Annotated in this window: 26 protein-coding genes and 3 pseudogenes; 23 read left to right on the top strand and 6 right to left on the bottom strand. The window is 43.6% G+C overall.

Annotated features, from left to right (window positions below):
• The first annotated feature begins 10 nt into the window (after positions 1-10).
• The 10 genes from ACUUHJ_RS16230 (at position 11) to ACUUHJ_RS16185 (ending at position 9,907) form a co-directional block, all read left to right on the top strand.
• Complete coding sequence (locus ACUUHJ_RS16230; RefSeq protein ID WP_472299355.1) at positions 11-898, top strand: acetaldehyde dehydrogenase (acetylating); 888 nt, start codon at positions 11-13, stop codon at positions 896-898.
• A gap of 31 nt (positions 899-929) precedes the next feature.
• Positions 930-1,952 carry a 4-hydroxy-2-oxovalerate aldolase gene (gene dmpG, locus ACUUHJ_RS16225; protein WP_472299354.1) on the top strand — a complete coding sequence of 341 codons (1,023 nt, stop codon included), beginning with the start codon at positions 930-932 and terminating at the stop codon, positions 1,950-1,952.
• 12 nt (positions 1,953-1,964) lie between these two features.
• A complete protein-coding gene (locus ACUUHJ_RS16220; RefSeq protein ID WP_472299353.1) occupies positions 1,965-2,753 on the top strand; it encodes a 2-keto-4-pentenoate hydratase in 789 nt (262 codons plus the stop codon).
• Positions 2,754-2,915: 162 nt separating this feature from the next.
• Positions 2,916-3,527 (top strand): TetR/AcrR family transcriptional regulator, encoded by a 612-nt coding sequence (locus ACUUHJ_RS16215; protein ID WP_289672851.1) that lies wholly within the window; start codon positions 2,916-2,918, stop codon positions 3,525-3,527.
• Entirely contained in the window at positions 3,524-4,192 is a 669-nt protein-coding gene (locus ACUUHJ_RS16210; protein ID WP_289672854.1) for a YqeB family protein, read from the top strand. The genes ACUUHJ_RS16215 and ACUUHJ_RS16210 overlap by 4 nt, the downstream gene beginning before the upstream one ends.
• 217 nt (positions 4,193-4,409) lie before the next feature.
• Positions 4,410-5,270: an MBL fold metallo-hydrolase gene (locus tag ACUUHJ_RS16205; RefSeq protein WP_472299352.1), complete on the top strand. Its 861-nt coding sequence runs from the start codon at positions 4,410-4,412 to the stop codon at positions 5,268-5,270.
• A gap of 546 nt (positions 5,271-5,816) precedes the next feature.
• Positions 5,817-6,362, top strand: a complete 546-nt coding sequence (locus tag ACUUHJ_RS16200; protein ID WP_472299351.1) for a cytochrome P450 — start codon at positions 5,817-5,819, stop codon at positions 6,360-6,362.
• Between the two features lie 260 nt (positions 6,363-6,622).
• The gene (locus tag ACUUHJ_RS16195) at positions 6,623-7,189 is read left to right on the top strand and encodes an SLOG family protein (RefSeq protein ID WP_472299350.1); all 567 of its coding nucleotides are present in this window, start codon (positions 6,623-6,625) and stop codon (positions 7,187-7,189) included.
• Positions 7,190-7,850: 661 nt separating this feature from the next.
• Positions 7,851-9,413: an FMN-binding glutamate synthase family protein gene (locus ACUUHJ_RS16190; RefSeq protein WP_472299349.1), complete on the top strand. Its 1,563-nt coding sequence runs from the start codon at positions 7,851-7,853 to the stop codon at positions 9,411-9,413.
• Positions 9,414-9,772: 359 nt separating this feature from the next.
• Entirely contained in the window at positions 9,773-9,907 is a 135-nt protein-coding gene (locus ACUUHJ_RS16185) for a hypothetical protein (RefSeq protein WP_472299348.1), read from the top strand.
• 339 nt (positions 9,908-10,246) lie between these two features.
• On the opposite strand, the gene ACUUHJ_RS16180 is transcribed toward ACUUHJ_RS16185, so the two are convergent.
• The gene (locus ACUUHJ_RS16180) at positions 10,247-11,353 is read right to left on the bottom strand and encodes a toxic anion resistance protein (RefSeq protein ID WP_472299347.1); all 1,107 of its coding nucleotides are present in this window, start codon (positions 11,351-11,353) and stop codon (positions 10,247-10,249) included.
• Between the two features lie 26 nt (positions 11,354-11,379).
• Entirely contained in the window at positions 11,380-12,039 is a 660-nt protein-coding gene (locus tag ACUUHJ_RS16175) for a UPF0016 family protein (RefSeq protein ID WP_472299346.1), read from the bottom strand.
• Positions 12,040-12,293: 254 nt separating this feature from the next.
• On the opposite strand from ACUUHJ_RS16175, the gene ACUUHJ_RS16170 reads away from it, so the two are divergent.
• On the top strand, positions 12,294-13,124 hold the full coding sequence (locus ACUUHJ_RS16170; RefSeq protein ID WP_472299345.1) for a VWA domain-containing protein: 831 nt from the start codon (positions 12,294-12,296) through the stop codon (positions 13,122-13,124).
• A gap of 28 nt (positions 13,125-13,152) precedes the next feature.
• On the opposite strand, the gene ACUUHJ_RS16165 is transcribed toward ACUUHJ_RS16170, so the two are convergent.
• Positions 13,153-14,367, bottom strand: a complete 1,215-nt coding sequence (locus ACUUHJ_RS16165) for an IS256 family transposase (RefSeq protein ID WP_289673754.1) — start codon at positions 14,365-14,367, stop codon at positions 13,153-13,155.
• A gap of 447 nt (positions 14,368-14,814) precedes the next feature.
• Here ACUUHJ_RS16165 and ACUUHJ_RS16160 point away from each other — a divergent pair, with 447 nt between their 5' ends.
• Together ACUUHJ_RS16160 and ACUUHJ_RS16155 are read left to right on the top strand one after the other, a co-directional pair.
• Positions 14,815-15,453, top strand: a complete 639-nt coding sequence (locus ACUUHJ_RS16160; RefSeq protein WP_472299344.1) for a DJ-1/PfpI family protein — start codon at positions 14,815-14,817, stop codon at positions 15,451-15,453.
• A gap of 14 nt (positions 15,454-15,467) precedes the next feature.
• On the top strand, positions 15,468-15,947 hold the full coding sequence (locus ACUUHJ_RS16155; RefSeq protein ID WP_472299343.1) for an ABC transporter substrate-binding protein: 480 nt from the start codon (positions 15,468-15,470) through the stop codon (positions 15,945-15,947).
• Between the two features lie 1,153 nt (positions 15,948-17,100).
• On the opposite strand, the gene ACUUHJ_RS16150 is transcribed toward ACUUHJ_RS16155, so the two are convergent.
• Positions 17,101-17,673 carry a TetR/AcrR family transcriptional regulator gene (locus ACUUHJ_RS16150; protein WP_289672873.1) on the bottom strand — a complete coding sequence of 191 codons (573 nt, stop codon included), beginning with the start codon at positions 17,671-17,673 and terminating at the stop codon, positions 17,101-17,103.
• Positions 17,674-17,827: 154 nt separating this feature from the next.
• Between ACUUHJ_RS16150 and lpdA the strand changes: the two genes are divergently transcribed.
• The 9 genes and pseudogenes from lpdA to ACUUHJ_RS16105 form a co-directional block, all read left to right on the top strand.
• The gene (gene lpdA / locus ACUUHJ_RS16145) at positions 17,828-19,225 is read left to right on the top strand and encodes a dihydrolipoyl dehydrogenase (protein ID WP_472299342.1); all 1,398 of its coding nucleotides are present in this window, start codon (positions 17,828-17,830) and stop codon (positions 19,223-19,225) included.
• 28 nt (positions 19,226-19,253) lie between these two features.
• Positions 19,254-19,445, top strand: coding sequence for a hypothetical protein (locus ACUUHJ_RS16140; protein WP_289672877.1), 192 nt, complete (start codon positions 19,254-19,256; stop codon positions 19,443-19,445).
• 171 nt (positions 19,446-19,616) lie between these two features.
• Positions 19,617-20,195: a TetR/AcrR family transcriptional regulator gene (locus ACUUHJ_RS16135; RefSeq protein ID WP_289672879.1), complete on the top strand. Its 579-nt coding sequence runs from the start codon at positions 19,617-19,619 to the stop codon at positions 20,193-20,195.
• 14 nt (positions 20,196-20,209) lie between these two features.
• Positions 20,210-20,332, top strand: a complete 123-nt coding sequence (locus ACUUHJ_RS16130; RefSeq protein WP_289672881.1) for a hypothetical protein — start codon at positions 20,210-20,212, stop codon at positions 20,330-20,332.
• A 296-nt stretch (positions 20,333-20,628) separates the two neighbouring features.
• Entirely contained in the window at positions 20,629-21,099 is a 471-nt protein-coding gene (locus ACUUHJ_RS16125) for a hypothetical protein (protein ID WP_472299341.1), read from the top strand.
• 41 nt (positions 21,100-21,140) lie between these two features.
• Positions 21,141-21,311 (top strand): annotated as a pseudogene (locus tag ACUUHJ_RS16120) (hypothetical protein); the annotation flags it as partial.
• Positions 21,312-21,609: 298 nt separating this feature from the next.
• The gene (locus ACUUHJ_RS16115) at positions 21,610-22,779 is read left to right on the top strand and encodes an HlyD family secretion protein (protein ID WP_472299340.1); all 1,170 of its coding nucleotides are present in this window, start codon (positions 21,610-21,612) and stop codon (positions 22,777-22,779) included.
• Positions 22,776-23,975 (top strand): ABC transporter permease, encoded by a 1,200-nt coding sequence (locus ACUUHJ_RS16110; RefSeq protein ID WP_472299339.1) that lies wholly within the window; start codon positions 22,776-22,778, stop codon positions 23,973-23,975. Before ACUUHJ_RS16115 ends, ACUUHJ_RS16110 begins: the two co-directional genes overlap by 4 nt.
• A 30-nt stretch (positions 23,976-24,005) precedes the next feature.
• Positions 24,006-24,203: pseudogene (locus ACUUHJ_RS16105) on the top strand (NAD-dependent epimerase/dehydratase family protein); the annotation flags it as partial.
• Positions 24,204-24,262: 59 nt separating this feature from the next.
• Here the strand turns inward: ACUUHJ_RS16105 and ACUUHJ_RS16100 are convergent.
• Complete coding sequence (locus ACUUHJ_RS16100) at positions 24,263-24,451, bottom strand: hypothetical protein (protein ID WP_289678181.1); 189 nt, start codon at positions 24,449-24,451, stop codon at positions 24,263-24,265.
• Here ACUUHJ_RS16100 and ACUUHJ_RS16095 point away from each other — a divergent pair.
• A pseudogene (locus ACUUHJ_RS16095) lies at positions 24,433-24,765 on the top strand (tyrosine-type recombinase/integrase); the annotation flags it as partial. The gene ACUUHJ_RS16100 and the pseudogene ACUUHJ_RS16095 sit on opposite strands and share 19 nt — an antisense overlap.
• Before the next feature lie 471 nt (positions 24,766-25,236).
• Here ACUUHJ_RS16095 and ACUUHJ_RS16090 read toward each other — a convergent pair.
• The gene (locus ACUUHJ_RS16090; protein WP_289673973.1) at positions 25,237-26,526 is read right to left on the bottom strand and encodes an IS3 family transposase; all 1,290 of its coding nucleotides are present in this window, start codon (positions 26,524-26,526) and stop codon (positions 25,237-25,239) included.
• Positions 26,527-26,584: the final 58 nt, after the last annotated feature.

Genomic DNA, 26,584 nt, shown 5'->3' with positions numbered 1-26,584 from the left:
GAGTGCCTGTATGAAGAAAGTAAAAGTAGCCATTCTGGGGTCGGGTAACATCGGGACAGACCTGATGACCAAGCTGGGAAAGTCGCCCGTGCTTGAACTGACGTCCATGATTGGAATCGATCACGATTCGGATGGTCTGCGTAGAGCAAAGGCTGCTGGATACTACGTATTTGACGGCGGATTACAACCGTTTTTGGAAAGCGGTGCGGAACTTGCGGATATCGTCTTTGACGCTACGTCAGCCAAAGCTCATATTCTGCATGCCAAGGCGCTCCGGGAGGCAGGAAAGTTCGCCATCGATCTGACGCCTGCTGCTGTGGGGCCCTACGTAGTACCATCTGTGAATCTCGATGCGCATTTGAATGAAACGAACATCAATCTGATCACATGCGGCGGCCAAGCTACGATTCCGATCATTCATGCGATAGGGAGTGTGAGTCCAGTCAGTTACGCAGAGATCGTGGCCACTATTTCCAGTAAAAGCGCGGGTCCTGGCACACGTTCCAACATCGATGAATTTACGGAGACGACCGCACAAGGTATCGAAGCGATCGGTGGAGCGAAGAAAGGCAAGGCGATCATCATCCTGAATCCGGCGGAACCGCCAATCCTGATGAGGGATACGGTCTATGCCGTAGTGGACGAAGGTGCGGACCGACAGGCGGTCGTGAAGGCTATTCACCAGACCGTTGCATATATTCAATCATACGTTCCTGGTTACCGCCTGCGCTCAGAACCGATCTTTGATGAAAACAAGATCACCGTTTTTTTGGAAGTGGAAGGCGCGGGTGACTACCTCCCTACTTATTCAGGCAATCTGGATATCATGACGGCGACAGCGGTAAAGGTAGCAGAGGAATATGCCAAGCATGTTGTCGGCATCGGCACGAGTATGTAGCTATAGCCATGAATGAAAGGAGGGACCGCAAATGACTCGTGATATTGTGATCACTGAGGTAGCGCTTCGAGATGGAAGCCATGCGATCAATCACCAGTTTACCGTGGAGCAAGTAGTCGAGGTGGCCCGTGCATTAGATGAAGCGAACGTACCGTACATTGAAGTCTCCCATGGAGACGGATTGGCGGGATCGTCCATGCAGTATGGGCTATCCAGGACCCCTGAACTGGAGCTGATCGAAGCTGCCGTTTCCGTTTGTAAACAAGCGAAAGTGGGCGTGCTCCTGCTGCCGGGAATCGGCACGATCAAAGATTTGAAGACGGCTGCAGCGCTGGGGGTAGGCATGGCAAGAATCGCCACACATGCGACCGAAGCGGACGTCTCGGCTCAGCATATTTATCAGGCGAAAGAGCTTGGCTTGACGACAGCTGGCTTTTTGATGATGGCGCATACGGCTGCTCCGGAAAAACTGGCGGAGCAAGCTGGACTCATGCAAAGCTATGGAACCGATGTCGTGTACATCGTCGATTCAGCTGGCGCTCTGCTACCTGATCAAGCAGGGGAACGAGTCCGAGCATTGAAGCAATGTCTGCATGTTCCCGTTGGCTTCCACGCACACAACAATTTGTCTTTAGCCATGGCCAATACGCTCGTTGCCATTCAAGAGGGTGCCACCTGGATTGACGGCAGTGTTCGATGCCTGGGTGCAGGTGCGGGCAATACACAAACCGAGGTTCTTCTTGCTGTATTGGATCGTATGGGCATTCAGACAGGCGTCGATCTGTACAAAATGATGGACCTGGCAGAGGATATCGTTTCGCCGATTCTTCAAGTATCACAGGAGATTACCAGAGACGCCCTGGTTCTCGGATACGCGGGTGTCTATTCCAGCTTCCGGCTTCATGCTGAGCGTGCAGCCAGGAAATTCGGCATCGACTCCCGAGATATTTTGATCGAGCTGGGACGACGAAAGGTCGTGGGCGGACAAGAAGACATGATCGTCGATGTCGCAGCGGAAGTCGCCCAAGGGTACAGCTCTACCAAAATCAAATAGGGGGTGATCAGCGTGCAATCGGAACTACTGTACAAAAGGTTGGCTCAGAAGCTGGTGAATGCGGAGTTGAATAGAGAGGTGGTCGTGAAACTGACGGCTGAATACCCTGAGCTGACCGTGGAAGATGGATATCGTATTCAAGATGAGTTGGTCTCCCTCAAGCTTGAGCAGGGACATCGAATCTTTGCCTCTAAAATGGGTTTGACCAGTCAGGCAAAAATGAAGCAAATGAATGTGCACGAACCGATTCGTGGCTACATTTTTGACTATATGAATATCGAGGACGGCATTCTGCCGATCAATGAATTGATTCATCCCAAAGTGGAAGCGGAAATCGCCTTTGTTTTGCTTGAGGATTTGGAAGGACCAGGCATCACGGAGGCTGATGTCCTGGCAGTCACTGATTATGTAGTTCCCGCACTAGAGATTATCGATAGCAGGTATGCGCAGTTCCAGTTTTCCTTGCCGGATGTGATTGCCGACAATACTTCATCTTCACGTGTGTTTATCGGATCGACCTGGAGAAAGCCTGATGAACTTGAACTCGATTTGGTTGGCGTTACTCTTTCGATCAATGGCGAGCTCAAAGACTTGGGCGCTGGTGCGGCGGTTCTCGGTCATCCAGCCCACGCGGTCGCGATGCTTGCGAACATGCTTGCTCGCGAAGGACGTAAGCTGCACAAGGGAGATTTGATATTGTCCGGGGGCATTACCGGTTCCCACCAGCTACGGGAAGGGGATGTGGTAGTCGCCAAATGGGGTGGCCTCGGAAGCATTGAGTTTGTGGTGAAAACGAGATAAGCAGTAAGGCAAAGAGCCGAGAAGAATGCACGGAGTCATCTCATCCCGTATTCTTTCGGCTCCTTTTTGTGTTGGGAAGCGAATCCCCTTATGAATCATCTTGACAGTCAGCAAAAGTAGGCGTTATTATCTAACTAACGATAGGTAGAAAATGGTGAAAAAATGAATAAAAGCGAAGCAACACGACAAAAAATTCTTGAAACGACTACATGGTTGATCGGGCAGTATGGAATTGAAAAAGCTTCCCTTTCCATGATTGCTCAGTCTGTAGGCATACAGAAGCCATCCATCTATTATTATTACGCTTCGAAAGAGGAACTAATAGACGCTGTATTCGCATGGATTTTAGATGGATATAGTTTTGAACAATACTTTCACATTCATGAGTATACCAAAAAGAATTTTGTAGAGAAGATGGTTCGTGATGGCTTGCAATTGCTAGGTGAAGAGCCTACAGATGCACAAATGCTTGTTGTACAGGTATTAAATGAGTTTCTTTTATATGGAAACCGAGAATCTTCCCATAGTAAAGAGTACCGATTAAAAATTAAGGCCATTCAGGAAGGCTTTATTGACGGTTTTTTTCGATTACTACAAAAAGGTGAAGAATTTGGTCACACTGATTCAAAAGGATTACGTGAAAAAGCATGTGTATTGGCGTTAACACTCGATAACTTATCAAACTATCCGCTGATCGGCATTCAACTAGATGTATCAGCTGTATGGAGAGAAACCGTTACAAGTGTATTATCTAAAAAAGGAGACTGTAAATGAGCAAGAATCATACAATATTACATTTTTCAAAAACGGATAAGGTTATCTTGTGGCTTGGTTTCCCGCTTATCGGTTTAGTGTTCGGCTGGTTTCTTCCGAGTATTGCTAAATGGGGCAGCTCTTTGCCATGGGTACCCTTCCAGGGACCCTTACAACTAATTGCAGCCTATAATGGAGCATGGGTAGGCATTGTTACGATGATCCTTGGTCTGATTGCGGGTATTGCCTTGACTCTACTCTCTTTCCATGAAAGCTTAGAAACGTCTGTATATGATGATAAGGTTACATGTAAACTTCGAGATGATGAAATTCTTTTTAAAAAGAAGGATATTTCCCTTGTATTTATGGATAAAAAGCAATTGGTGTTTTTAGGTCATGATGAGAAGGAACTATTTCGTTCTAAGCAAGAGCTTACGAAAAACACAGTAGGTGCTGCATTTAGAAAGCATGATTATGCTTGGAGCGATACGGACCCATTTCAACATGATTTTAAAATATGGGTTGTGGATTCTCCTGACCTATCTCCTGCTGCGAATGCTCTATTAAAAGCAAGGGAAATAGCCATTGAAAAAGGAAATGATAAAGAAGCTTTCCAATTGGCTCAAGAACTTTGGAAACTAAAAGTATCCGTAAAAGAAAAGGACAAAAGGCAATATTACCGATAAAAACTAGCAGGTATTTCAATATTCTCGATTTATGAGGCTGAGCAGGTTAAACTGCTTGGCCTCAATTTCATTTTCGAATATCTACAAAAACGCCTGGTAACACGGGCGTTTTTTGTTTGTGCGAGGGGGAAGTGTTGTGTGATAACATGGAAAATATTGCGGTACTATTCTTGTAGAGAGAAAATTACATCGGCGTATATGGAAAGGGGAGAAGGAAATGTCCACGATTGAACAGATTACCGAGCATATCTTGATTATGCATGCAAGTCATGACACGGATCGCCCCATCCTAGCAGCCATTACAGGGGAAAGAAAAACTCTCTTGATTGATGCTGGAAATTCACCGGCGCATGCCGCGTTATTTCGTCAGGAGTTGCAAAGGCTTGGCGTTCGTCTTCCAGATCTGCTCATACTGACTCATTGGCACTGGGATCATACATTCGGAATGTCAGAATGGGATCTACCTACCATCGCGCAGGCAAAAACGGCACATTCATTGAGCAAGCTGATGGGGCTGAATTGGTCGGATGAAGTCATGGAACAGCTCTGTACGGAGAAGATCATCAATGCCAGCACGATGGCGAACATCAAAAAAGAGTACGGTATGAACCGGGACTTGATCCGAATCGTCGAGCCGGATATCCTATTCGATGAATCGATCACGATCGACATTGGTGGCGTGACATGTCAGGTGAACCGTGTCGGAGGAGATCATTCGGAAGATTCGTGCTATTTGTACGTAAAAGAGGATCAAACTCTGTTCTTGGGAGATGCCTTGGGTCCCTCTGTTTATGGCGGACCGCGCAGTTATACAGCCTCCCGTTTTCTGCGCGTGTTGAAGCAAGCGTACCAGTCTGAAGCAATCCTTTTCGTGGAATCGCACGGCCGGCCATTGGATCGAGCTGCCTTTCAAAAGGAGCTCAGTGATTGGGAGCAGCTAGCTCTGCTCACAGAGCAATACGGTCAAAACAGAGAACAGATCGTAAGCGAGATGTGTACCTTCCTTCAGGTGTCAGAGCTTCCTCATGAATTTTCAGAAGCTCTCGAATGGTTCATGGTAGGAGCTGCCTACCAATGATTCGATTCATCGAGCTTACCGCGGCAACCATTCGGTGATTTTTGCCATTCAGAACGGTCTAGTCAACTACAACTTTTTATCAGACCGGCTCGTATCCACTTTGAAGTGCACCCCTTAAAGTAGGTATTGGAAAAACCTCCTTGGTTTTACCGATGAACTTTAGGGGGTGCATTTTTATGGAAGATAATAGGGAAAAGGGTAGTTTAAATCCCGTTGAATGACTAATAAACAAGTGACCCAGTATTTATACCTTTTGGTCTAATTAAAGGTGGAGCGGAAGATATCGATTCTTACAATCCGTTTTCTTGGTATGAACAAATGAGAAAGGAATCACCTGTTTACTATGATGAAAGAGCTAAAGTATGGAATGTGTTTCTTTATGATGATGTCAAAAAGAGTCTTAGACGATAAGGAATATTTCTCAAGTAAATCTCCTCGTTTACCTGGAAGTTCCATCAGTTAAACATTGATTAATACTGACCCTCCTCAACATACTGATCTTCGTTCTATCGTTAATCGAGCATTCACCCCGAGAGTGATGAAGGAATGGGAACTCCAAAACATATTGATAGGTTTAAAGAATGGTCAGACATTCTTGTCATGTCACCGAAGAGCATCAGCAAAGAAGATGTAGAAGAATTAATGAAGATAAAACGAAAGGCCGAGAAAGAATTAGAGGAATTTTTTGAAAGCATGATCGATGAAAAGAGAACTAATCTGGGTAATGATTTGATCTCAATCCTCATACGTGCAGAAGATGAAGGAGTTAAAATTTCTGAGGACGAATTGGTTCCTTTCTGCAATCTTTTGTTGGTCGCAGGAAATGAAACAACAACCAACCTAATCTCGAATGCCGTATTTAGCATCATAGAAAATCACGGGTTTTATGAGGAAGTAAGAAAGAATCCTTCGCTGGTACCGCAAATGGTCGAAGAAGTGCTGCGGTATCGTTCACCTGCTCAAGTATTAAGACGTATCGTTACCAAAGAAACAGAAATCGGTGGTCAAAGGTTACAAAAAGGTGAGGTTGTAGTACCTTGGCTCGGATCAGCCAATCGAGATGAGAAGAAGTCCACAAGGTTTTACGGTTGATCCAATTGACAATAGTGCCGTATATGGTTTGAAAAGTTTCCCCGTAATCGTACGTGGATAAAGAATTAGGTTCGTTCACTTAATGGAAGGGGGCCAGATGGTCCCTTTTATTATTCAATGACCAAATCCCACATCAGATTCATCTATTGTATCGATCCTACTAATGGAATTTGGTATATCAGGAACAGTCAGATCTTGTTATAATGGATGTTCAAATTTTAATTGGATGATAAAAAGGATCAGCGACATGAGGTGGTATCATGTTAAAACGGTTATTTGTTTCAGGATACAAGGCTCACGAGCTTGGAATATTTAATGAAAAAAATCCGGGATTAGCAATTATAAAGAAAGCACTGAAGCGGGAGCTCGTAAGATTCCTTGAGGAAGAGTTGGAATGGGTCATCATATCAGGTCAACTCGGGGTAGAAATGTGGGCAGCCGAAACTGTTCTGGAATTAAAGAGGGAGTATCCACATCTAAAACTGGCTGTAATTACTCCATTTTTGAATCAAGAGGAAAAGTGGAAAGAAGAAACCCAGGATTACTACCGAAATATTGTGACGCAAGCCGATTATATCAATAGTGTCTATCAAACAACTTACCAAGGAGTTTGGCAGCTTGGAGAGAAAGACAAATTTTTGCTATCGAATTCAGATGGGATCTTGTTAGTTTACGATGAAGAAAACGAAGGCTCCCCGAAGTTTTTAAGTAAGCTTGCCGCAAATAAAGCGGATAGTAGCGATTATCAGTTGTTTCGAATTAACGCATATGACTTACAGGCCATTGCAGAGGAACAGCAGCAAGAATTATACAATGACTACTTCTAATCAAACAGCGACAAACCTATGTTATTTAGTCCCAAATTTCCTCTCCCAATGTAGAAAATTTATTGGCATTCATGGGGCATAGCTTCTTCAAAATAGGAAACTTAGAACGAATTTATATAACTCTTGATTAAGTTTTTACTTTTATCTGAGGCAACCTATAACGGCAGATTCCGAATTTCGAAAGCGAAAAATACAGAGAAGAGCTATAGCATTCATCTGAATATGAACGGCAGGGTTAATTTGAGGTGACACAGCACCGGTTTTACTTGCTGGCCAAAACGTTGTCTTTGATTATTCAAATTTTAATCAAATGGATTTCTAGGAGCTTGTCGCACCGCGACAGCTCCTTTTGCATTTTTCGCTGATAGCCTCGCACCGGAGCATCTGTTTGTCTCAGGATGTACTCTGCCTCATCTGGGGAGATCAGTAAATCTGCCTGCAATTATGGATCAAAACCATTGCTCAACGACGTTTTTGTGAGAATAAACTTGTCTACCTGGCTTATACTACAAGCAGGAAAAAAAGAATACGATAATGCGGTATTCCAAACGATGGTAAAACACAAAATTCTTGAAAATGCGGCTACTATCGCTAACCTGCGCATGAATCATTCTTATCTGCATGTACGCTATTGCCAACGGTATCGAAGGGGAGAAGTATAATGGGAAGTAAATGGATGTCTTTTGACATCGGATCATTTACGGGTACAATGACAGCCATTCTATTTTCAGGAATTCTAGCGCTTATGTTTTCCAGGTCGTTGCTGCAATGGATCATTGGCCGGTTCACGAAGCGGCTCATGAATGAACGGTATCCCGAAAACATTTGGGAAATGGTAACGGCTTTGACTCGCCTGCCACCAAGAATTTTGATTGAAAATAGCTTGCGAGCTTCAGAAGGGGCCGTCATTGAAAGACCGTTTGGGAGTCCGCGTAAATTTCTTACTTACGACGGACTTATCTTTTCACCGGCACAACTGGCTACGTTAGTCACCCCTGAAGATGTAGATATAGATATGCGGATTACCATCGGACCTCAGGCAAAAAAACCTTTGTCGCTGGAAATACCCATTATGGCAGGGGGAATGGGGTATGGAATTGGTGTGTCAGAGAAAACAAAGATAGCGATTGCAAAAGGAACTGCTGCAGTCGGCACATTAACAAATACGGGTGAAGGGGGGTTTTTACCCGAAGAGAGACAAAACGCCAAACATCTAATTATTCAATACCACAGCGGTAAGTGGTCAAAAGAGCCAGAAATTCTCAAACAGGCCGATGCAATCGAAATCCATATCGGGCAAGGAGCTATTGCTGGTGCGGGGAGTTTTATCCCTTCGGAGTACGTTCAGGGAAGAGCCAGAAAAATCTTGAAAGTGGAGAATGATGATTATGTCGTGATTCCTTCCAGGCATAAGGATATCAATAAACCGCAAGATCTTCGCAAAGTAGTTGATCATCTGCGCGCCCTTACTGGTGGAATCCCCATTGGAGTTAAAATATGTGCAAGCGCAAAGATTGAAGCCGATTTAGAAGTCGCCATTTTTGCAGGGGTTGATTTTGTGAGCATCGATGGCGGACAGGCAGGATCTAAGGGTGGACCTCCCATCCTGGAGGACGATTTTGGAATTCCCACCATTTATGCCGTTTCACGTGCCGTACATTACTTACAAAAACGCGGGGTGAAGGAAAAAATCACCTTGTTAAGCGGAGGAGGATACTTCACGCCATCTGATTGCTTGAAAGCATTTGCGTTGGGTGTTGATGGTGTCTATATGGGGACGGCACTCCTTTGGGCGATGACGCATGATCAGGTAACAAAAGCAATTCCTTGGGAACCTCCTACTCAACTTGTTTTTTACCCAGGAAGTTTAACTGCTCAATTTGATGAGCAAGAAGCAGCAAAGTATTTAGAGAACTTTCTTACGTCTTTTGTGGAGGAAATGAAAGTCGCGATTCTTGCATTGGGAAAAACATCTGTTCATCAAGTTGGCGTAGATGATCTTGCAGCCCTCGATGAATTGACGAGCAAGGTAACAAAAGTTCCTCTTGCCTATGAACCGTATATCCTGTCCAAAGAGTTTATGGACTCGCTTTTGGTTCCGAGCGAGGATGACACTGGTCAATTGAGGCCTGATCCCTCCGAACAGAGTAATGAAAGCAAGAAGAAGCAGTTTTTCTTAAAACATAGAAACCGCTTGAAAGCAACGCAGACCAGATTGGATTAACGTAGTTGGGAGGATTCATTCTATGCTGTGAGTGCGAATGCATTCACAGCTTTTTAAGTGTAGAAGTTCCTGTATCCCATTAATTAACTGACCTATTCATATATTCGCAACATCAGTCGGTCCTCCACGTTGTATGCGAGCAGGTCGCATAAATTGCCTTGCCCGTCACCTTTCTAAAAGATAGATCTATTAAAACCAAATTGAGGAGACGAGCGCAAAAATCACCCTTTTGGGTAATAGGCAGCATTTTCAGCTTTTGTCATAATAAAGCTCAAGCAAGCACCCGTATGGATGGGGGAGGGGGGCGGCTAGCTATCTGATTGTCTGCGATTCTACTTTCTTTCGAAGGGGTTGTTCATTTGGTGGCTCCGGATACGGTTTATTTGAATGGACAGATTTATTGTGTAGTTCCGCGCTATCGCTACGTTAAGGCAGTAGCGGTGAAAGAGGGAAGTTCGTTGGAGTGGGGAGTAACGCCGAAATCAAGTCGCTGATCTCTCTAACAACCGAAGTAGTTGATTTAAAAGGAAAGACGGTCTTACCTGGCTTGCATGATATGCACATACATGCGTTTCCACGTTAAATGAATGCCACCTTCCACGCGAATCTCATAAGTCAGTAACAGACATCTTGGAGTGCGGTCACATCCATCGCGATGAAAGTGGAGAGCCAACAGGAGTCTGGATCGAGCTGCCTGCGATACAGCTTGTCGCCAAACATATTCCCAAAGGCGATGAGCAAGATCCTTTTGAAGCAATGAAGTGGATCGTGAACCAGCCAAGGAAAGAAAAGAGGAAACCAAGTAAAGATCGCTTGGTTTCCTCTTTTTTTATTTACTGTAGAAGTGAGGTTTGCTGATTGGCTGGTGCAGAAAGTTGATTTGGATCTGCCATACCGAGTTTTACTCTCATGTCAGCATTGAGCTTATCCATCTCTTGGATGAAGTTTTTGCTAGAATCGATAATTCTCCGATTTGAATCTTCGGTAATTTGGATTGCGCTATACACATCATTAAATGCCTGCTGCAGCTTATTGATTGCGATACTTGGCTGTTCCAGCATCGAGGTGATTTCTTGTGTATTCTGTTTTAAGCTTTGAGCATTGGCTACCAGCATATCCTCAATGGCCTGATTGGTATTTTGTACAGCTTCGATTACCTTCTTCTGATTATTCAAGGCCAAGTGAATGGCAGCGGACACTGTGACCACGTTTTGCGTCATCGTAATCGCGTTAAAGACAGCTTCATCCAACTTTTCGTTATTGTCCGCAATAACATCAACAGAAGCGATGGATTGTTGTAAAATGTTGATCATTTGACTCATATTTTTTACTCTTGTTACGACTTTGACCATTGCTTTTTCAAATTCGGGTTTGCGATGTTGATTTTCAGGCTTATTGCTTTCCACTTCAAGCATCTCAAGCAACTTGTTACCGAAGTAAATCCGTTTCTCTAATTCATAAATATTTTCACCGGATTTTTTCTTAATGTATTTCAAGTTAATGACATCTTCTTTTAACTTGTCACTGCCATTAAGCAAGGAGGCAATGATGTTATCAATTTGCGTACGAACGGATTCATATTTTCGAATGTATTGGGAAATCGGGTTTTTCCCTAAGATTCTGTTGAAGAGATTGCTGATCCCACCGCTTTGAAAGATTTTATTCGGATTCAATTCTTCTGTGCAGGAACGAAGTTTTAAGAGTGTATTCGGAATCTCATTGTTTTTCCCTTCCATTAGATCTTTCACAGGTCTTTTTAGAATTTCGAGAGATTCAGCGGCATTTCGTTGGGTGCTTTCGCCCAAATTACCCAGCTGCTCCAAAATTGAATCCATCTGACTTTGATTATCCGTTTGCAGCTGGCGCACCACATTTTCTGCTTCAGATTGGATCTTGATGATGTCTTCTTGTTTAACTAATTGGATAGCCTGTGTCGTCATTGCTATAACACGCTCCTTAAAGGTGATTAGTAAATTTCTTTGGCATTATATTTTTCGGTAATGAGAGTAAGCTTTCTCTCCAACTCATAGATGTCGTGTTGTTCAATGGATGTAGAGATCACTTTCAGCTTTAGGTTGATATCACGGAGACCGTCTAATAATTTTCGTCTATTCTTTAGCTTATTTTCAACACTCAGCCTCAAGAAGGGGTTGATGACACTATTCAAGTCCTTCATGACGAGCATTTTAATATCATGCTTCGTTTGCGCACTACCGAGCGTTTCTATGTAGGGGAGGAGAGTATCGATCTTGGAACAAAGGTTTATTGTCTTTTCGGATATTTCATCATCGAGGTTGCGCTTTTCATTTTCGTTAATCACAATTTCCTTAATAACTTGTAGATACTCTCGTATTTCTGATGAATAGGTAGATTCCAGTTCCTTTTTCGTTTGTTCACTCCCCGCTTCAGTAGAAGTAATTCTCTGGTCCGGTTCTGGTACCGTAATTCCACTGAATCGCTGCTCTTTCTTTTCACCTAAGACAAACCCTATGGCTGCTGTTAGCAACGGTATGGCTAACATGATAAAAGTTGGAAGTATTGTGGATGCAAGTAAAGCTAATAAGTATCCCGTTATAGCACCAAGGAATGCATATCTTTTTCTGTATCTAACTCTTTTTTTCATCATTTATCCTCTCTTTCTTACTTGTTTGTCGGAAACCTTGTACCCCATATATAACATGACAAAAAAATATGTAAAGATGTCTATTTCGACTTTCGACAATAAATTCTCAAATAAGAGAGCCATTAATAGGGGAGCAATGGGTTGGGTTCCCTATATATCCTTGATTTTAGCATTTTATGGTACAATTTGTTTAATAGATTCTACATATTTCTATAGATCAACTAAAAGTCTGTACATAATTAAAGGAAGTGATCTTCGTGTCTATTGATTTGAAAAAGAAAGCAGAAGAGAACTTTATTAGTCTGAAGAAAAAGGCTGATGAAGCCATTTCTAAAGTCGGTTTGAATGGTCAAACAGCTCGGGTCGCACTAGCTATTGATATTTCTGGTTCGATGCATACTCTATACAAAAATGGAGTAGTCCAACGAGCTGTTGAACGTTTGCTTGCGCTTGGTGTGAAGTTTGATGATAATCGCTCGATTGACATCTTTCTGTTTGGCAAAAATGATTACGAAGTAGGAGAACTGTCTGAAAGGGATTTTTTCAACTACGTAAATGATCGCATTGTCAAGAAATATCAACTTGAGGGCTATACAAATTACGCGGGGGTAATGAAGCGCATCACGAAAAAGTATTACCCACAAGCTTTTGAGGGTTCCTCTACCGGTGGAGGGTTCTTCGGAAAGCTATTTGGTGGGCAAAAGTTTTCAATTGACCAGAATGCGTATAAAGCGCATTACCAGAATAGTGAACCAGTATACGTTTACTTTCTTACAGATGGGGATAATGGCGATAAGGATGAAACGGAATCAGTAATTCGAGAAGCATCCAAATTGGGCATCTTTTGGCAATTCGTTGGGATCGGAAATGAAAAATTTCAATTTTTGAATAAGTTCGATAACCTTCAGGGACGATTTATCGATAACGCAAACTTCTTTACTTGGGTCTGTCAAGATTTTTGTGTAAACTCAATCAACCGATATATGAAAAGGTTTCATCCCCCTAATTGGGACCTCTTTTTCGAAGCCAATAGAGTCAAGGGCGTAAGGCGAAGCGAACCCTTGACGCATTGGTGGAGAGAAAGATAATCCCTTCGGGGATGAAGCCTTTCATTTGTTACCGAATGTACGGCTGTACTCGATCTTCAAAGAAAACGGATAGCTGCAAGAGAATCTGTCCCCAGTTCTGGACGCGTCCCGTCCACTTTCGCAGAACATCCATGGTCACGAGATATAGCATCTTCAGAAGGGCATCGTCTGTGGGAAACATGGCTTTTCCCTTTGTCACTTTTCGGAGCTGTCGATGATAACTCTCGATGACGTTGGTTGTATAGATCAGCTTTCGAATCTCTGGGGGATATTTAAAGAAAGTCGCAATCTCATCCCAGTTATTTCGCCAGGAACGAACCATCAAGGGATATTTACTGCCCCAGGCTTGTTCAAATTGCTCGAGTTCTTCCAATGCAGCTTGCTCCGTTGGAGCCTTATAGATGGGTTTCAGTTCGGACGTAATCTTTTTTAGATCCTTATAGGAAACATACTTGATGGAGTTTCGGATTTGATGGATGACACATTTCTGAATCTCCGTCTTCGGATAACATGCTGAAATGGCTTCTGTAAAGCCTCGAAGGTTATCGACGCTCGTAATGAGAATATCCTGCACTCCACGATTTCTCAGTTCATTGAGTACATGCAGCCAGAATTTTGCTGATTCATTCTCCCCAATCCAGATCCCGAGCACATCTTTATGACCGTCAAGGTCAATACCAATGACCATATAGGCGGCTTTATTGACGATAGCTCCGTCCTGTTTTACCTTAAAGTGAATGGCGTCAAGGAAAACAACAGCATAAACCGCTTGTAAGGGGCGATTTTGCCACTCTTTGATCATCGGTACAATCTTATTCGTTACATTGGATATGAGCGTTGGTGAGACTTCGATGCCATAGAGCTGTTGCAGATGGTCTTGGATATCGCGTGTGGATACGCCTTTGGCATAGAGGGCGAGAATTTGATCTTCGATCCCTGTCACATTGGATTGATGTTTCTTTACAATGTTCGGCTCAAAATCACCCTCTCGATCTCGAGGGACTTGGATGTCAACATCCCCGTACTCAGAACGGACGGTTTTCTTGCTATACCCATTGCGGCTGTTGGTTGTCCGCTTGTTTTTCATGTCATGCTTGGCGTATCCAAGAGAGGACTCGATTTCAGCTTCCAGCATTTCTTGGATCGTGTCTGCGAATAGATCCTTTAACGCTGACTGCACGTCGTCCACTGACTTCATGTTTTTCTCTTTGATCCACTGCTTGATCTGCTCTTTTGACATCATAAAAATCTCCCAACCTTTCTACTCCTAATTGTAGTTTAGAGGTTGAGAGTTTACACAAAATATTTTACAGACTCCTTTACTTGCACCGATCTTGATCGGATCTCAGACGAGGAGTTGTTCAAACGTTCTCTTGCCGAGTTCCCATCGTATCTCACGAAAGCTCGTTCCAAAGGCTTAATTAAATAGGAACAAATCGAGACCAGCTCAAATTTAAATTTGGCTGGTTTTTTTGTTCATGCACGCCCCGTTACTGAGAGTTATATCCCCTCTGGAATCGATCAACAAAACTTCACATAATAGCCACATCAATAGCTCTTGTGAGTCATTCTACCTTCCTTGGCCGCTCTATATAATTTGGGCATAGAAAATTGTTCCTTACTTGCATTTGCAGATGATGGTTTGCCGCAAATCCATGCTAAAGCATGAACGATGATAGGGGGAGTATTTATGCAACCTTGGAAGATCGGTATCTTGTTGTTTGACGATGTTGAAGTGCTTGACTTTGCGGGTCCGTTTGAAGTGTTTTCCGTGACGGCACTGAATCGCGGTCAAACGAATGAATGTAAGCCCTTCAAAGTAACCACGATTTCGGAATCAGGTCATTTTATCACAGCGAGAAACGGTTTAAAGGTGATTCCCGACTATAGCATACATACCGCTCCTGCGTATGATTTGCTAGTTATTCCGGGAGGGGCAGGAATCAGGCGTGAGATCCACAACAAAGTATTGCTCGATTGGATCCGTAAGCACTCTGAAGAGGTTCAATGGATGACATCCGTTTGCACAGGTGCTTTGCTACTGGCCGAGGCCGGATTGCTCGATGGTAAACGTGCGACAACTCATTGGGCAAGCCTAGATAGCATGAGAAGCGAATACCCCAAAGTAACTGTCGTCGAAGGTGTCAAATTTGTCGATGAGGATCGGATCGTCACTTCCGGAGGCATTTCTGCGGGCATCCATATGGCCTTTCATATGGTAAGTCGATTGCTCGGAACGAAAGTAGCAGCAGATACGGCAAAATTCATGGAATACGATATTCGCTTTGACGAGCATGGAGCTAGTCCTTCCATCCAAAAAGCTGAATGAAAGTAGGAATGCAAATGAAAAGTAAGATTACGTTTGCGCTGCTGAGTCTTATATTGTTGCTCGCTGTAATCGGTTGTAGTTCCTATTCGAACCATGACGGTCATCCAGACAACACGTCGTCTTCCAACCCACAGCCTTTTTTCACCTTTACTGACGATACAGGACAAGAGGTTGTTTTAGTGAAAAAACCAGAACGCGTTGTCATTCTGAATACAGAGGTGCTTGGTCTATTCTACCAGCTTGGGGGTGCAGCGATCGCACGAGCAAAAGCATCGGGAACGCCCGTACCAGATGCGGCTAAAGCGGCCGAGGATATCGGGGAAATTAACCAGCTTAGCTTGGAAAAAGTCACAAGCTTGCAGCCAGATCTTGTAATCGGCACAATTGTTAGAATACAACAAAACGATTCAAGAGTACTACTTGCAGCGGACTGGCGGAGAGAGAAGCGATACTTGGACAGGCCAAATGGCAGCAATGCTGTCCAAACCTACTAGAATGTTTATTAAGGAATTTGTGGAGAAACAAGGATTTCATAGACGTTAACAGAGAAACGCTGCCGTTGAAGCAGCGTTTTTTCTTGGCTAACTTCCTGGGCCCGGTCAACATTATCACGTTCTGATGGCTGGGCTTACTCATCATCCGTTATTAATACGCAAGCTTATTAATTTTGGATACGAATCAGATCTTAGAGAGGATTCATTAAATAATATAAACTTACTTTCACAAATCCCCGCTTCTGTAACAGATGTTGAAGTGTATAAACTATTACAGCTAGTTGATCGATCTATTAGGATTACAATGTGATGTTGTATTTTTGGACTATCTCCAATACATTAATCGAAATGACGATTTTAATTAAGAACAATTTCAGAATATTTGTTAAAGTGTATGTTTTCAAACAGAAGTTCACTAATATCAAAGAAAAACAATTGAATAATTTGTGATAAAAACATCAATGTGAGAAATAGGGAACTGGAACGTTCTGCAAAAAATGGATCTGAATCAACAAGAGGGATCCATTTGTTTAATTGACACGGGTTTCGGGGCTGCCCGTAAAGGTATACTTTGTCACCTGGAGAATAGTACGCCAGATTTGATGCTGTAGGGTACCAGACGACGGGGGTCTTTCCAAAATTTTTGTAAACCAAGGCAATTTTGTCTTGATGATATCTTCGAAAGCCCAAAAAGCTTTCTCGGTATGAGAGCCTTTACTAACAAACCACTCACCTACATCAACTCCCCCCAAGGTTGCGGTGTAGCAAGATCTGTATATTGGGTATATGCATACCAAAAATTCACGTCTTCATTTTCTACTTTCCTTCCCCTTGAAGTGCAAAGGTTTTAACCCTAATTTCCCTTTGCTCTATGTCGGCAGTGGCCATAAGACCAATCTGCCCCTTTATGGAATGATTAGGCAGGTTTTCGCTGTATAGTACTTTTGTTAACATGTGGGCGTCAGACAGTTCCTCTTTCTTTTTGTATTTGAGTAGTTATGCCGGCTATTAAGTATTAGAGAACACAAGTTATTTTCTAGGTTAACTTTGAGTCCGAAAATGCACGACCACAATATTTGTAGTAGAGGAAATCGGATAGACATCCCATTTACTTGCTTGGTGAATGATTCAAAAGCAGCCGTGTCGGCTATTTTTATTGATTGGTCTTTATTATCCCTTTAGCCTGCTGTTTGCCCGTTTCCAGGAGGCTGTCGCTAAGCTTAGAATCATTAACCGACCGAGCTAGCACAAGCGTTCCAACCATCATGCTAAGAACTGCACTCCCAGTGGATTTATTGATTTGTGCCAGAGTGGAAATAAAATCAATCATCCGTTGCAGTTCGCGGGTGAAGACTTGACGCACCTCTTCGGTTGATCTGGATATCTCACTGGAAAGAGCGGGGAGAATGCAACCCATCTCAGTTTGATCACGATGATACGTACTTAAATAATAATCGATAACCGTATCGATCTTAGGTTTTCCCTCCTCCTTCTCAGCTGCTTTCTGCAAAAGTGATATCGTATCGCTTATGGCATATTGGCACGTTTCCGAGACTAGTTGTTCTTTATTGTCAAAGTGTGAATAGAATCCCCCATGGGTCAGACCGACTCCTTTCATAATGAACGGAATGCTGATGTCGCGTATTCCATTTGTACGAAACGCTTTGGCGGCACTTTCGATGATACGGCCCCGAACTTTGATCTTATGGCCTTCAGGATAGGGCATTGCAGTCACCTCTTCACATCTAAATTCATATTTAAAAATATTATAATCGTCATAATTTAACACGTCAATTTCTAGGGAACTATTGACCGCTTCAAAATATGATGATAATAATATATTACGATCATAATATTTTATTTAGGGAGGCGCAAGGGAGATGAGCGAGCTTAAACGGATAGATACTTTGGTCATTGGCTCAGGTCCGGGTGGTTATGCGGCTGCGGTGCGCTCGGCGCAGCTTGGAATGACGACGGTCGTTGTCGAACGCGCTCAAATTGGCGGAGTGTGCACGAATATAGGCTGTATTCCTTCCAAATCGTTGATAGCGGAAGCACACCGCTACAATTTGCACAGTCAATGGAATCATGCGGTCGCCTCGGTATCCTTTGAGGAGGCTCAAGCGTTCAAACAAGCGGTCGTAAACAAACAGTCCGGTGGAGTGCATTACTTGTTAAGAAGTGCTGGAGTAACGATTCTCGAGGGGGAGGCAAGCTTTATTGACCAGCATACAGTTGTGATGAAAGGACCGGAAACGGAACAATTGATTTCATTTAAATACGCAATATTGGCAACGGGTTCTCGTCCGATAGAGTTGCAGGCTTTGCCATTCGGCGATCGTATTTTGTCTTCCACAGAAGCGCTGTCGCTTTCTCAACTTCCAGCCAGTCTGGTCGTTATAGGCGGGGGATATATTGGCGTGGAGCTGGGACAAATGTTTGCCAAATTCGGCACCAAGGTGACGATTCTCGAGGGAGGAGAACAAGTGCTGCCCGGGTTTGAGGCGGACCTTACAGCTCTTGTAGGAAGGCAATTGAACACAGACGGCGTAACCATCATTACGGGGGCGAAAGCCGTTAAAGCTGAACAGGATACGGAAGGGATTACCCTCCACTATTTAAAAAACGATGAAGAGCATCTTGTTCGCGCTGAATATGCGTTAGTGACTGTCGGAAGAAAACCGAATACGGACGGGAGCTTGGGGCTGGACCGTATCGGATTGCCGACAACGAGCAGAGGATTGATAGAAACAGACGAACAATGCAGAACGGCGATTCCGCATATTTTCGCAATAGGCGATATTGCAAACGGACCTGCACTTGCCCATAAGGCTTCTTATGAAGCCAAGGTTGCGGCGGAAGCCATTGCGGGCGAGCCTTCTGCCGTCGATTACAAAGCGATTCCGCTTGTCGTTTTTTCCGAGCCGGAGTTGGCGAGCGTCGGGTTAACCGAAACGGAGTGCAAGGCAAAAGCGATTCCGGTTGTCGTTGGGAAATCTTCATTTTCGATAAACGGCAGAGCGTTGGCGCTGAAAGCGGCAGTAGGGTTTGTCAAAGTGGTCGCCGATCCGGTGTCAGGCATCGTCATGGGCGCGCAAATCGTTGGGGCAGAGGCGTCAACTCTCATTTCAGAGCTTGCATTGGCGATTGAGATGGGAGCAACCGTGGAGGATTTGGCGATGACTATCCATCCCCATCCCACCATGGGAGAAGTGATCATGGAGGCTGCCGGCAACGCAGCAAAAAAAACACAAGAAAATAAACAAAATACAGTCTAGGGACAATCAAGATAGGTAGAACGGGACAATGAAGCTTAAAATAGGTTTATATTTTGGTATCGCAATCTTACTTGTTGCAGGAGGCCTGCTTCTTACCGTAAAAGGGAAAGATGCCGTCAGCCAGGCGGAGTACAGAAAACAAGCAGTACTTGAAGCGGAGCAGAAAACGGTCTTCTACGACAAGGGGCTGTGGTCAGTTCTCCATATGTACGTTGCTTAAACCATCGGCCACTTTGGTTATTGGATCAGGTCCCGAAGGCTATGTGGCGGCGTTGCATCCAGCCACATCCTCTCCACTTTCAGCTATTTCCGTCATTTTCTGTTCCTATTTGACGGCTAAAATATGATTATTATAATATTTTAGGGCACATGTTTTACGGGAGTGATAGGCATGTCTTATACCCAAACACACAAAATGAAAGTTCGTGAAAAAATCGTGGGAAGTGCTGCAGATGCATTCCGCAAGAAAGGCATTAAAGAGGTGAGCGTGCCGCAAATTATGAAGGGTGCAGGTTTAACGCATGGCGGATTTTACGCTCACTTTGCGAATAAAGATCAGCTTGTCGCCGAAACGTGCAGGAAAGCGATTGGAGAAACGATTGCTCTGCTGAAAAGCGTTGCGGATCATAAGGAGGATGATTCGAAAATACAAACAGTCATCGATTATTACCTAAGCACAACTCGCCGGGACAAGTTGGAAAAAAGCTGTATTCTCCCCACTTTGTCCAGTGAAATCTCACGCTCTTCCGATGAGATCCGAGAGACATTTACGGAAGAGTTCACCCGGTTCATTTCCTTCATTTCCGGAATGGTTGGAAACAACGATCAGAAAAGCATGGCTATCATTAGTGCTATGGTTGGCTCTCTGCTGCTTGCCCGTTCGGTAAATAACGCCGAATTAAGCCAGAACATTCTGGATGCAAGCAAACTTTATTCCAAGGCTCTTGTCTTTATCACAACATCTTCATAAAGGAGTTGTACAAAGTGTCAAAATCGACAATGAATGACCATACGACTGTTAAGATGTACCGCATGAAACTGGAAGCAGCTCACGGAACCCATAGTACTCCTGTTGATACGCAATGGCTGCGTGATCTATGTCTGTAAGCAGGAGCGGACGATGTCGGATTCGTTTCAATTGGCAGAACTGAACTCGATGACCAGCGCAAAGACATTATGAGTCTGTTTCCCGAGGCGAGGACACTGATCAGTTTCGTCTGCAAAATGAACCGTGAACCTTTGCGTTCAACAGCAAGGTCCATTGCCAATGCGGAATTTCATCATGTCATCGATGATGTGACGCATATCGGACATCAAATTGTGAAGGAGCTTGAAGCACAAGGCGTCAAAGCATTGAATCCACCGGCAGGGTTTCCGATGGAGGTCACAAGTACCGGCAAGGCATGGGTCATCTCGCTGACGGTCACTTTAATTTCTCTGCCTGTTATACACACAACTATCGAGAATTTTCCGGCGGCTTCACCGATTGGGTAGAAACCATTACCGACAGTAAAAATTCAAAAGAATACAGAGCGAAAGTCAATGACGCAGAGACGGCTTCCATGTGGCATAGCCTCTCTTTTGGAGCCAACTATAAAGCAGCCTACTGTTTATCCGTTTGTCCTGCCGGAGAAGATGTGATTGGCCCTTTTCTTGCCGATCGCAAGAATTTTTTCCAGGAAGTTGCTAAACCGCTGCAGGATAAAAAGGAAATGGTGTATGTCGTACCGAGATCCGACGCAGAGGAGTATGTCAGAAAGCATTTTCCTCATAAACAAGTGCGGCTGGTGAGCAATGGCTTACGCACGAAATCAATACGCGCATTTTTGGCAGGGGTACCCCATATGTTTAAAGAAATCAAGCAAAAGATTTAGCGGCTACCTATCATTTTACATTTACTGGAGAAGAAGAAGCTCAAGCAACGGTTGTCATTCAGAACAAGACTATTTCTGTAAAAGTGGGACATATTGGGGATGCTGATTTCCAGCTTATTGCGGACAGTCAAACATGGATCTGCTCAAAGCTTTCAGCAGATCCTTCCCTCCATAGACATGGGACTGAACTATTCACAAGAAGGTTCACGTAAAGAAGAGATCGAATGAGAACAAAAGTTCACATGTAGAAATTAACTACGAGAGGAACCAATATGGTTCTGGTGAAAAATATGACAGCCATCGTAATTTTAGTAGTGGTACGGAGTGGATATTGACTTTGCTGTGCATATCCGCAATTTAAACTAGCAAATGATTCACTTATGTCGAAATGCGGTTTACCAAAGATGGTATAAAGCGATTGACGGATTTGGAAAACCGACACAAAGATTTCTTCTTGGCAAAGTGAGAACAGTATTGCACAAATAGTAATAATTTGGGAGAGAAACCACGATGAAAAAAAATATAGCAACCATCGTTATTTTAATAGTGATAGCAGCTTTAGGTGGGATTGGGCTTCTACTAGGTGGAAAAGATGCTGTTTCACTCGCCATGCAGCAAAAAGGCAGTATTGTAACCGCTGAACAAATTAATGTTTCGTTCCAGCAGGTGGGTGGAAAGGTAACAAATGTTGCTGTACAGGAAGAGATGGAAGTAAAAAGAGGGGACGTAATGCTTCAGTTAGATCCCACTGACGTCAACCTGCAAATTGCGAAAGTAACATCAGACATTCAATCGACAGATATAAGGATCAAACAGATGCAGGATTCCATTCGAATTGGTGAACAGAAGATAGAAACCCAAGAGAGTCAAGCGTCTCTTGGGATTCGGAGTGCTCAAACGGCTGAAAGCAAAATTTTAGAAGGAACCAGAAAGGAAGAACTGGAAAAGCAGCGCCTGGCTGTTGATACGGCAAGTGAATCCTTGAAAAACGCTCAGACCAATTATGATCGGATCCACTCATTATATGAAAGCGGTGCGGTTCCAAAAGCATCCTTGGATACGGCTTACCTTCAAGTAACCAGTGCGCAAAATTCATTGAAACAACAGGATGAAACATATCGCCAAATGAGTAGAGGTGCACAACAACAAGATAAAGATCTGGCACGCCAGGCGACGGAAAAAGCAATGCTGGGTTTGGAAGTGGTCGCACAGTCTAAAGCGGAATTACAAAACAGCGCAATGGGAATCGACTTGTTAATCAAATCAAGAGAAGCCTTGCAAATTCAACTGGAGTCGCTTCGCGTTCAAAAAGATCGTCTGACTCTTCGTGCGCCTCATGATGGAAAGATTGTCAAAGTAATCCCCAAAACGGGTGAGAACGTTTCCGCTGGTGTTCCAGTTATCTTGTTAGAGACGAACCAGATATACTACGACTTTTATGTGGATGAGACCCAGGCTGCGAAGTTCAAGGTTGGTCAATCGGTTGCTGGTCACTTGGTATCGACTGATCAGGATATAACCGGGATGATTAAATTTATTACGGCCGCGCCCCAGTTTGCGAGTCTCCGAATGAGCAGAGAAAAAGGTCAATCCGATCTGAATACCTTTCAGATCCGCGTATATCCTGAACGTACAAAAAACATTCTCCCGGGAATGACCATTGAGGTGAATATAAAGTGAGGGCTTTTCTTGAAGAATGGAATTTGATGTTAAGTGGCAAATTTGTTCGAAAAGCAATCCTTACCCCTCTAATTATTTCGGTTTTCTTTGGGTATGTATTTAGCAACAATCAAATTGTCAAGACACCCATAGCGATCATAGACGAGGATAATAGTTTATACAGCCAACAACTGATTAACAGGGTAAACGCTTCCCAATATATTGATGTAAAGACAATTCTTCACCAGGATGTTGATCCTGAGGTGCTTCTCTCCAATGAAAAGTACATAGCGGTGATCTATCTCCCGCACGGATTGGAGCAGAACCGTTACCAGGGCAAGCAGTCCAACATCGGCTTTCTGGTAGATTATTCGGTCCCATCTGCTACAGGAAATTTACGCTCAGCTATGACGGAAATCATCTCAATTGAGAATAGCACGGCTCCAACAGTAGGGAAATTGAAAGCGTTGGGATTGGCCGATGATCAGATCTCGGCTACGATTTCCAACCTTGCGCTTCAGCAGCGGTTCCTATTTAATCCGACGAACGATAATCTGAATTTTATAGGCATCGGTTATATCACCATTATTTCTTTAGGAATCATTTATGGACAAACCCTCACCATCGTTCCACGTTTACGGGTTGAAGGTAGGCTGGCAGATGATTTGAAGCAGCCAATCGGTTTATTGTTGAGAGTTGTGCCTTACACGATCGTCTACATGATAGCCATGATTTTTACGTTAGCAGCGCTTAAACAAATCGGGGGCATGCGTTTTGTTGCAAGCCCATTGGAATATATAGTACCCCTTGGATTATTTTGTTTAGTGAGCGCATGGCTTGGAATGTTGATAGGCTGGACTGCCAAGCATCCGCTTAGTGCTGCTGGTAGGGCTCAGATACTGATCTCGCCTGCGTTCTTGTTATCTGGTGTGCTTTCCCCCATAATCCTCTTTCCACAGCCCATCCAAATCATGAGCAATCTGATCCCGGCAACATGGTACTTCAAAATCTTCCGTGGAATGGGTCTTCGTGGCGGAAACATGATGTACTATTGGGAAGAGCTTGGGGTGTTTCTTCTAATGTTAGCGGTTATTTTTGTTTTCTTGACCTTGCTAATTACGCGGGAGCTCAAGAAACGAAATCAGACCAAAACTGAAGAAACCTCAGAAGAAAGAGAGCCAAGTGAGAATCTCAGCATGAGAGAGCAAGTCACCTGACAGTGGGGCTTCAGGTTTGCTGGAGCAAGTGGTGTTGTTGGACGCTTTTTACTTCCGACAATAATACAAGCAGGTCACGAAGTGATCGGAATGACTCGTCGAGAGGAACAAGGACAGGCGATCGAAAAATTAGGAGCAAAAGCTGTTATTACAGATGTGTTTGATCGGGAGCAGATCGTAAACATCATAAGGGGGTACCGCCAACAAAGTGCGGATTTTGTACGCTAAGCCCTGATTGACAGAAAAAAGGCCGGTATCCTGTACGCTAAGGAAAACCGGCTTCTTCGTTACTCTTTCTTTTTCAATTCCTCGATCTGCTGCTCATATTCTTTTTCCTGCTTTTTTAAATCTTCTTCATGTTCCTTTCTGATCCGCTCGATCCGTTCATAAAGAGCCTGAATTCTTGTCGTAGATTCTTCATTTGCTTTTTGAAGCTTGTCCTGGAACTCCGTACGCAGAAGTACCGCTGAATGCAACCTGCCGGATCATCTTGGAAAAGTATTTGGCGGACTTGTCTCCAGATAGTCCGTATTTATTCCCATCGAAAAAAACTGGTGACCGTTTAACTGAACGTACTTTACGACATCTCATTCAAAAATACATGAAGTTAGCTCGATTAGAAGGATTGAGTGCTCACGATTTACGCCATCGATTCGGCTATGTCATGGCCGACAACACTCCATTACATCGGTTAGCGCAAATTATGGGGCACGACAGCTTAGATACAACAATGATTTACGTCAAAGCAACACGTGCTGATTTACAATCCGAAGTAGAAAAAATAGCTTAGCAATAATATGAAAGGATGAGCAGTGTATGCCGGTTAGAGGGAGAGAATTACTAACACCAGACGAAAGAAATGAACTCATGAGGATTCGTCCAGACATGAGTGAATGGGAACTCGCTACCTAAGCAAACATTTCTGTCTAAAGCTTAAAAGACCATTGAGGCGGAGAGGAGAGCGTACGGAACGTTAAAAAAGGAGAGTTTCACCTTCATACACCCCGCTTCTTAATCTGAAAACTGTCTTGAAGTCAGCCTGCAGTGGAAACTGTCGGCTAGCTTCATTGTGTATTTATTCAACATTTCTGGCAGATTAGCTGTGAACAGCTTCCCTCATACCAATTAAAGGAAATCATGCATATTTCGTCGAAATTTATCTGTAGATTTAAGTCGAATATAAGGTGTTCTTTTAAGTCTCCAAGTGGGGGTGAACTACTCCCCTAGAAATAGACAGTATTTAAAAAGAGCCTGTTGCAAATTAAGCAGCAATGAGATGATTTCTGGTTTCATCAGGAGTCATCTTTTTTAATGTCCACTGATAACGCTCTGAATTGTAATAGGTTACATATTCGTTGACGCGTTGACGCAACTCTTGAAGTGAAACACAGTCCTTATATTCGAGTTCGTCTTTCATATGACCGAAGAACGATTCCATTGAAGCGTTGTCCCAGCAGTTACCTTTGCGAGACATCGACTGCTTAAAACCAGCCTCAGCAATAAGGCGCCTCGTTGTAAGATGAGTGTAGTGCATTCCTTGATCCGAATGAAAAATAGCATCAGGATGGACGTTACCGTCCAATCGTTTGATTAATAAGTCTAGTGTCCGTTTCACTAGTGATAACTCCAATGTCGAAGACAGATAGTGTGCCAAAATCTGTTTGGTCGCCCCATCTTTTACGCAAGACAAATATGCCCATTGACCAGTACCATAGCGCAAATAAGTAATGTCAGTAAGTAGAACCTTCTCGGGTATACCTTGATCAAACTGACGTTTAAGTAGGTTTGGGCATGTGCGGTGTTCCTGAGTAGCCTTGGCCATTTTTCGATACGGATTCGCTTTCCGAATAAGAGTGACTAGCTTAAACTTTTGCATAAGACGACGAATCTTTTTATGATTCATCACGACACCGTTCATTCGCTCCAATCTCATTTTAATGACCAGCACTCCTGCTCTCCCTTTTCGAGTTTCGAAATGCTCCTTGATGAGCAGGAAGTCTCGTTCGTCGGCTTCTTCTCGAATTTGTCGCTGTTCCTCAGCACTACACCAGCGATAATAGCCACTTGAGCTCACTTCAGCAATCTGGCATAGATAACGGGTTACACGCTTCAAGCCATGTTTACGAAGAACTATGCTAATAAGCTGAAAGCGCTCGGGAGACGATAACGTCTTATTGGTTTGTCTTTCGAGCGCTTCTAGCTTTTTTAAAAGTTCGTTCTCTGCTTCCAGAAGCCTAATTCGTGCTTCAGCACGTCTCAGTTTTTCTTTTGCTGATAATTCTCCCTCTGACTTTCTACCGGTGCTCCCCTTGCCTCTGCGCTCCTCAATTAATCCAGCTTCACCAAAAGTCGTACATACTTTTCTCCATCGATGTAAGCATTTTTTTGGTGTATGACGACCCATTATTTCTAAGGGGAAACCTGCCTGAAGAAATATCTCAATCGGCGTTTGTCCCTCTCGATATGCCTGTACAGCGGTAAATTTGAACATAGGAGAATACGTGATGTTTTTCCCTGTTACTCGAAGTACATTTTGATTTTTTTCTAACATATGTATCTCATGTTCCGTAAAACTTATTCTGTTTTTACTCATCTAACATATCCCCACT

The organism is Brevibacillus schisleri, assembly GCF_055685845.1.
The sequence above is the reverse complement of the archived record's forward strand: the minus strand, read 5'-3'. Positions and strand labels throughout refer to the sequence as shown.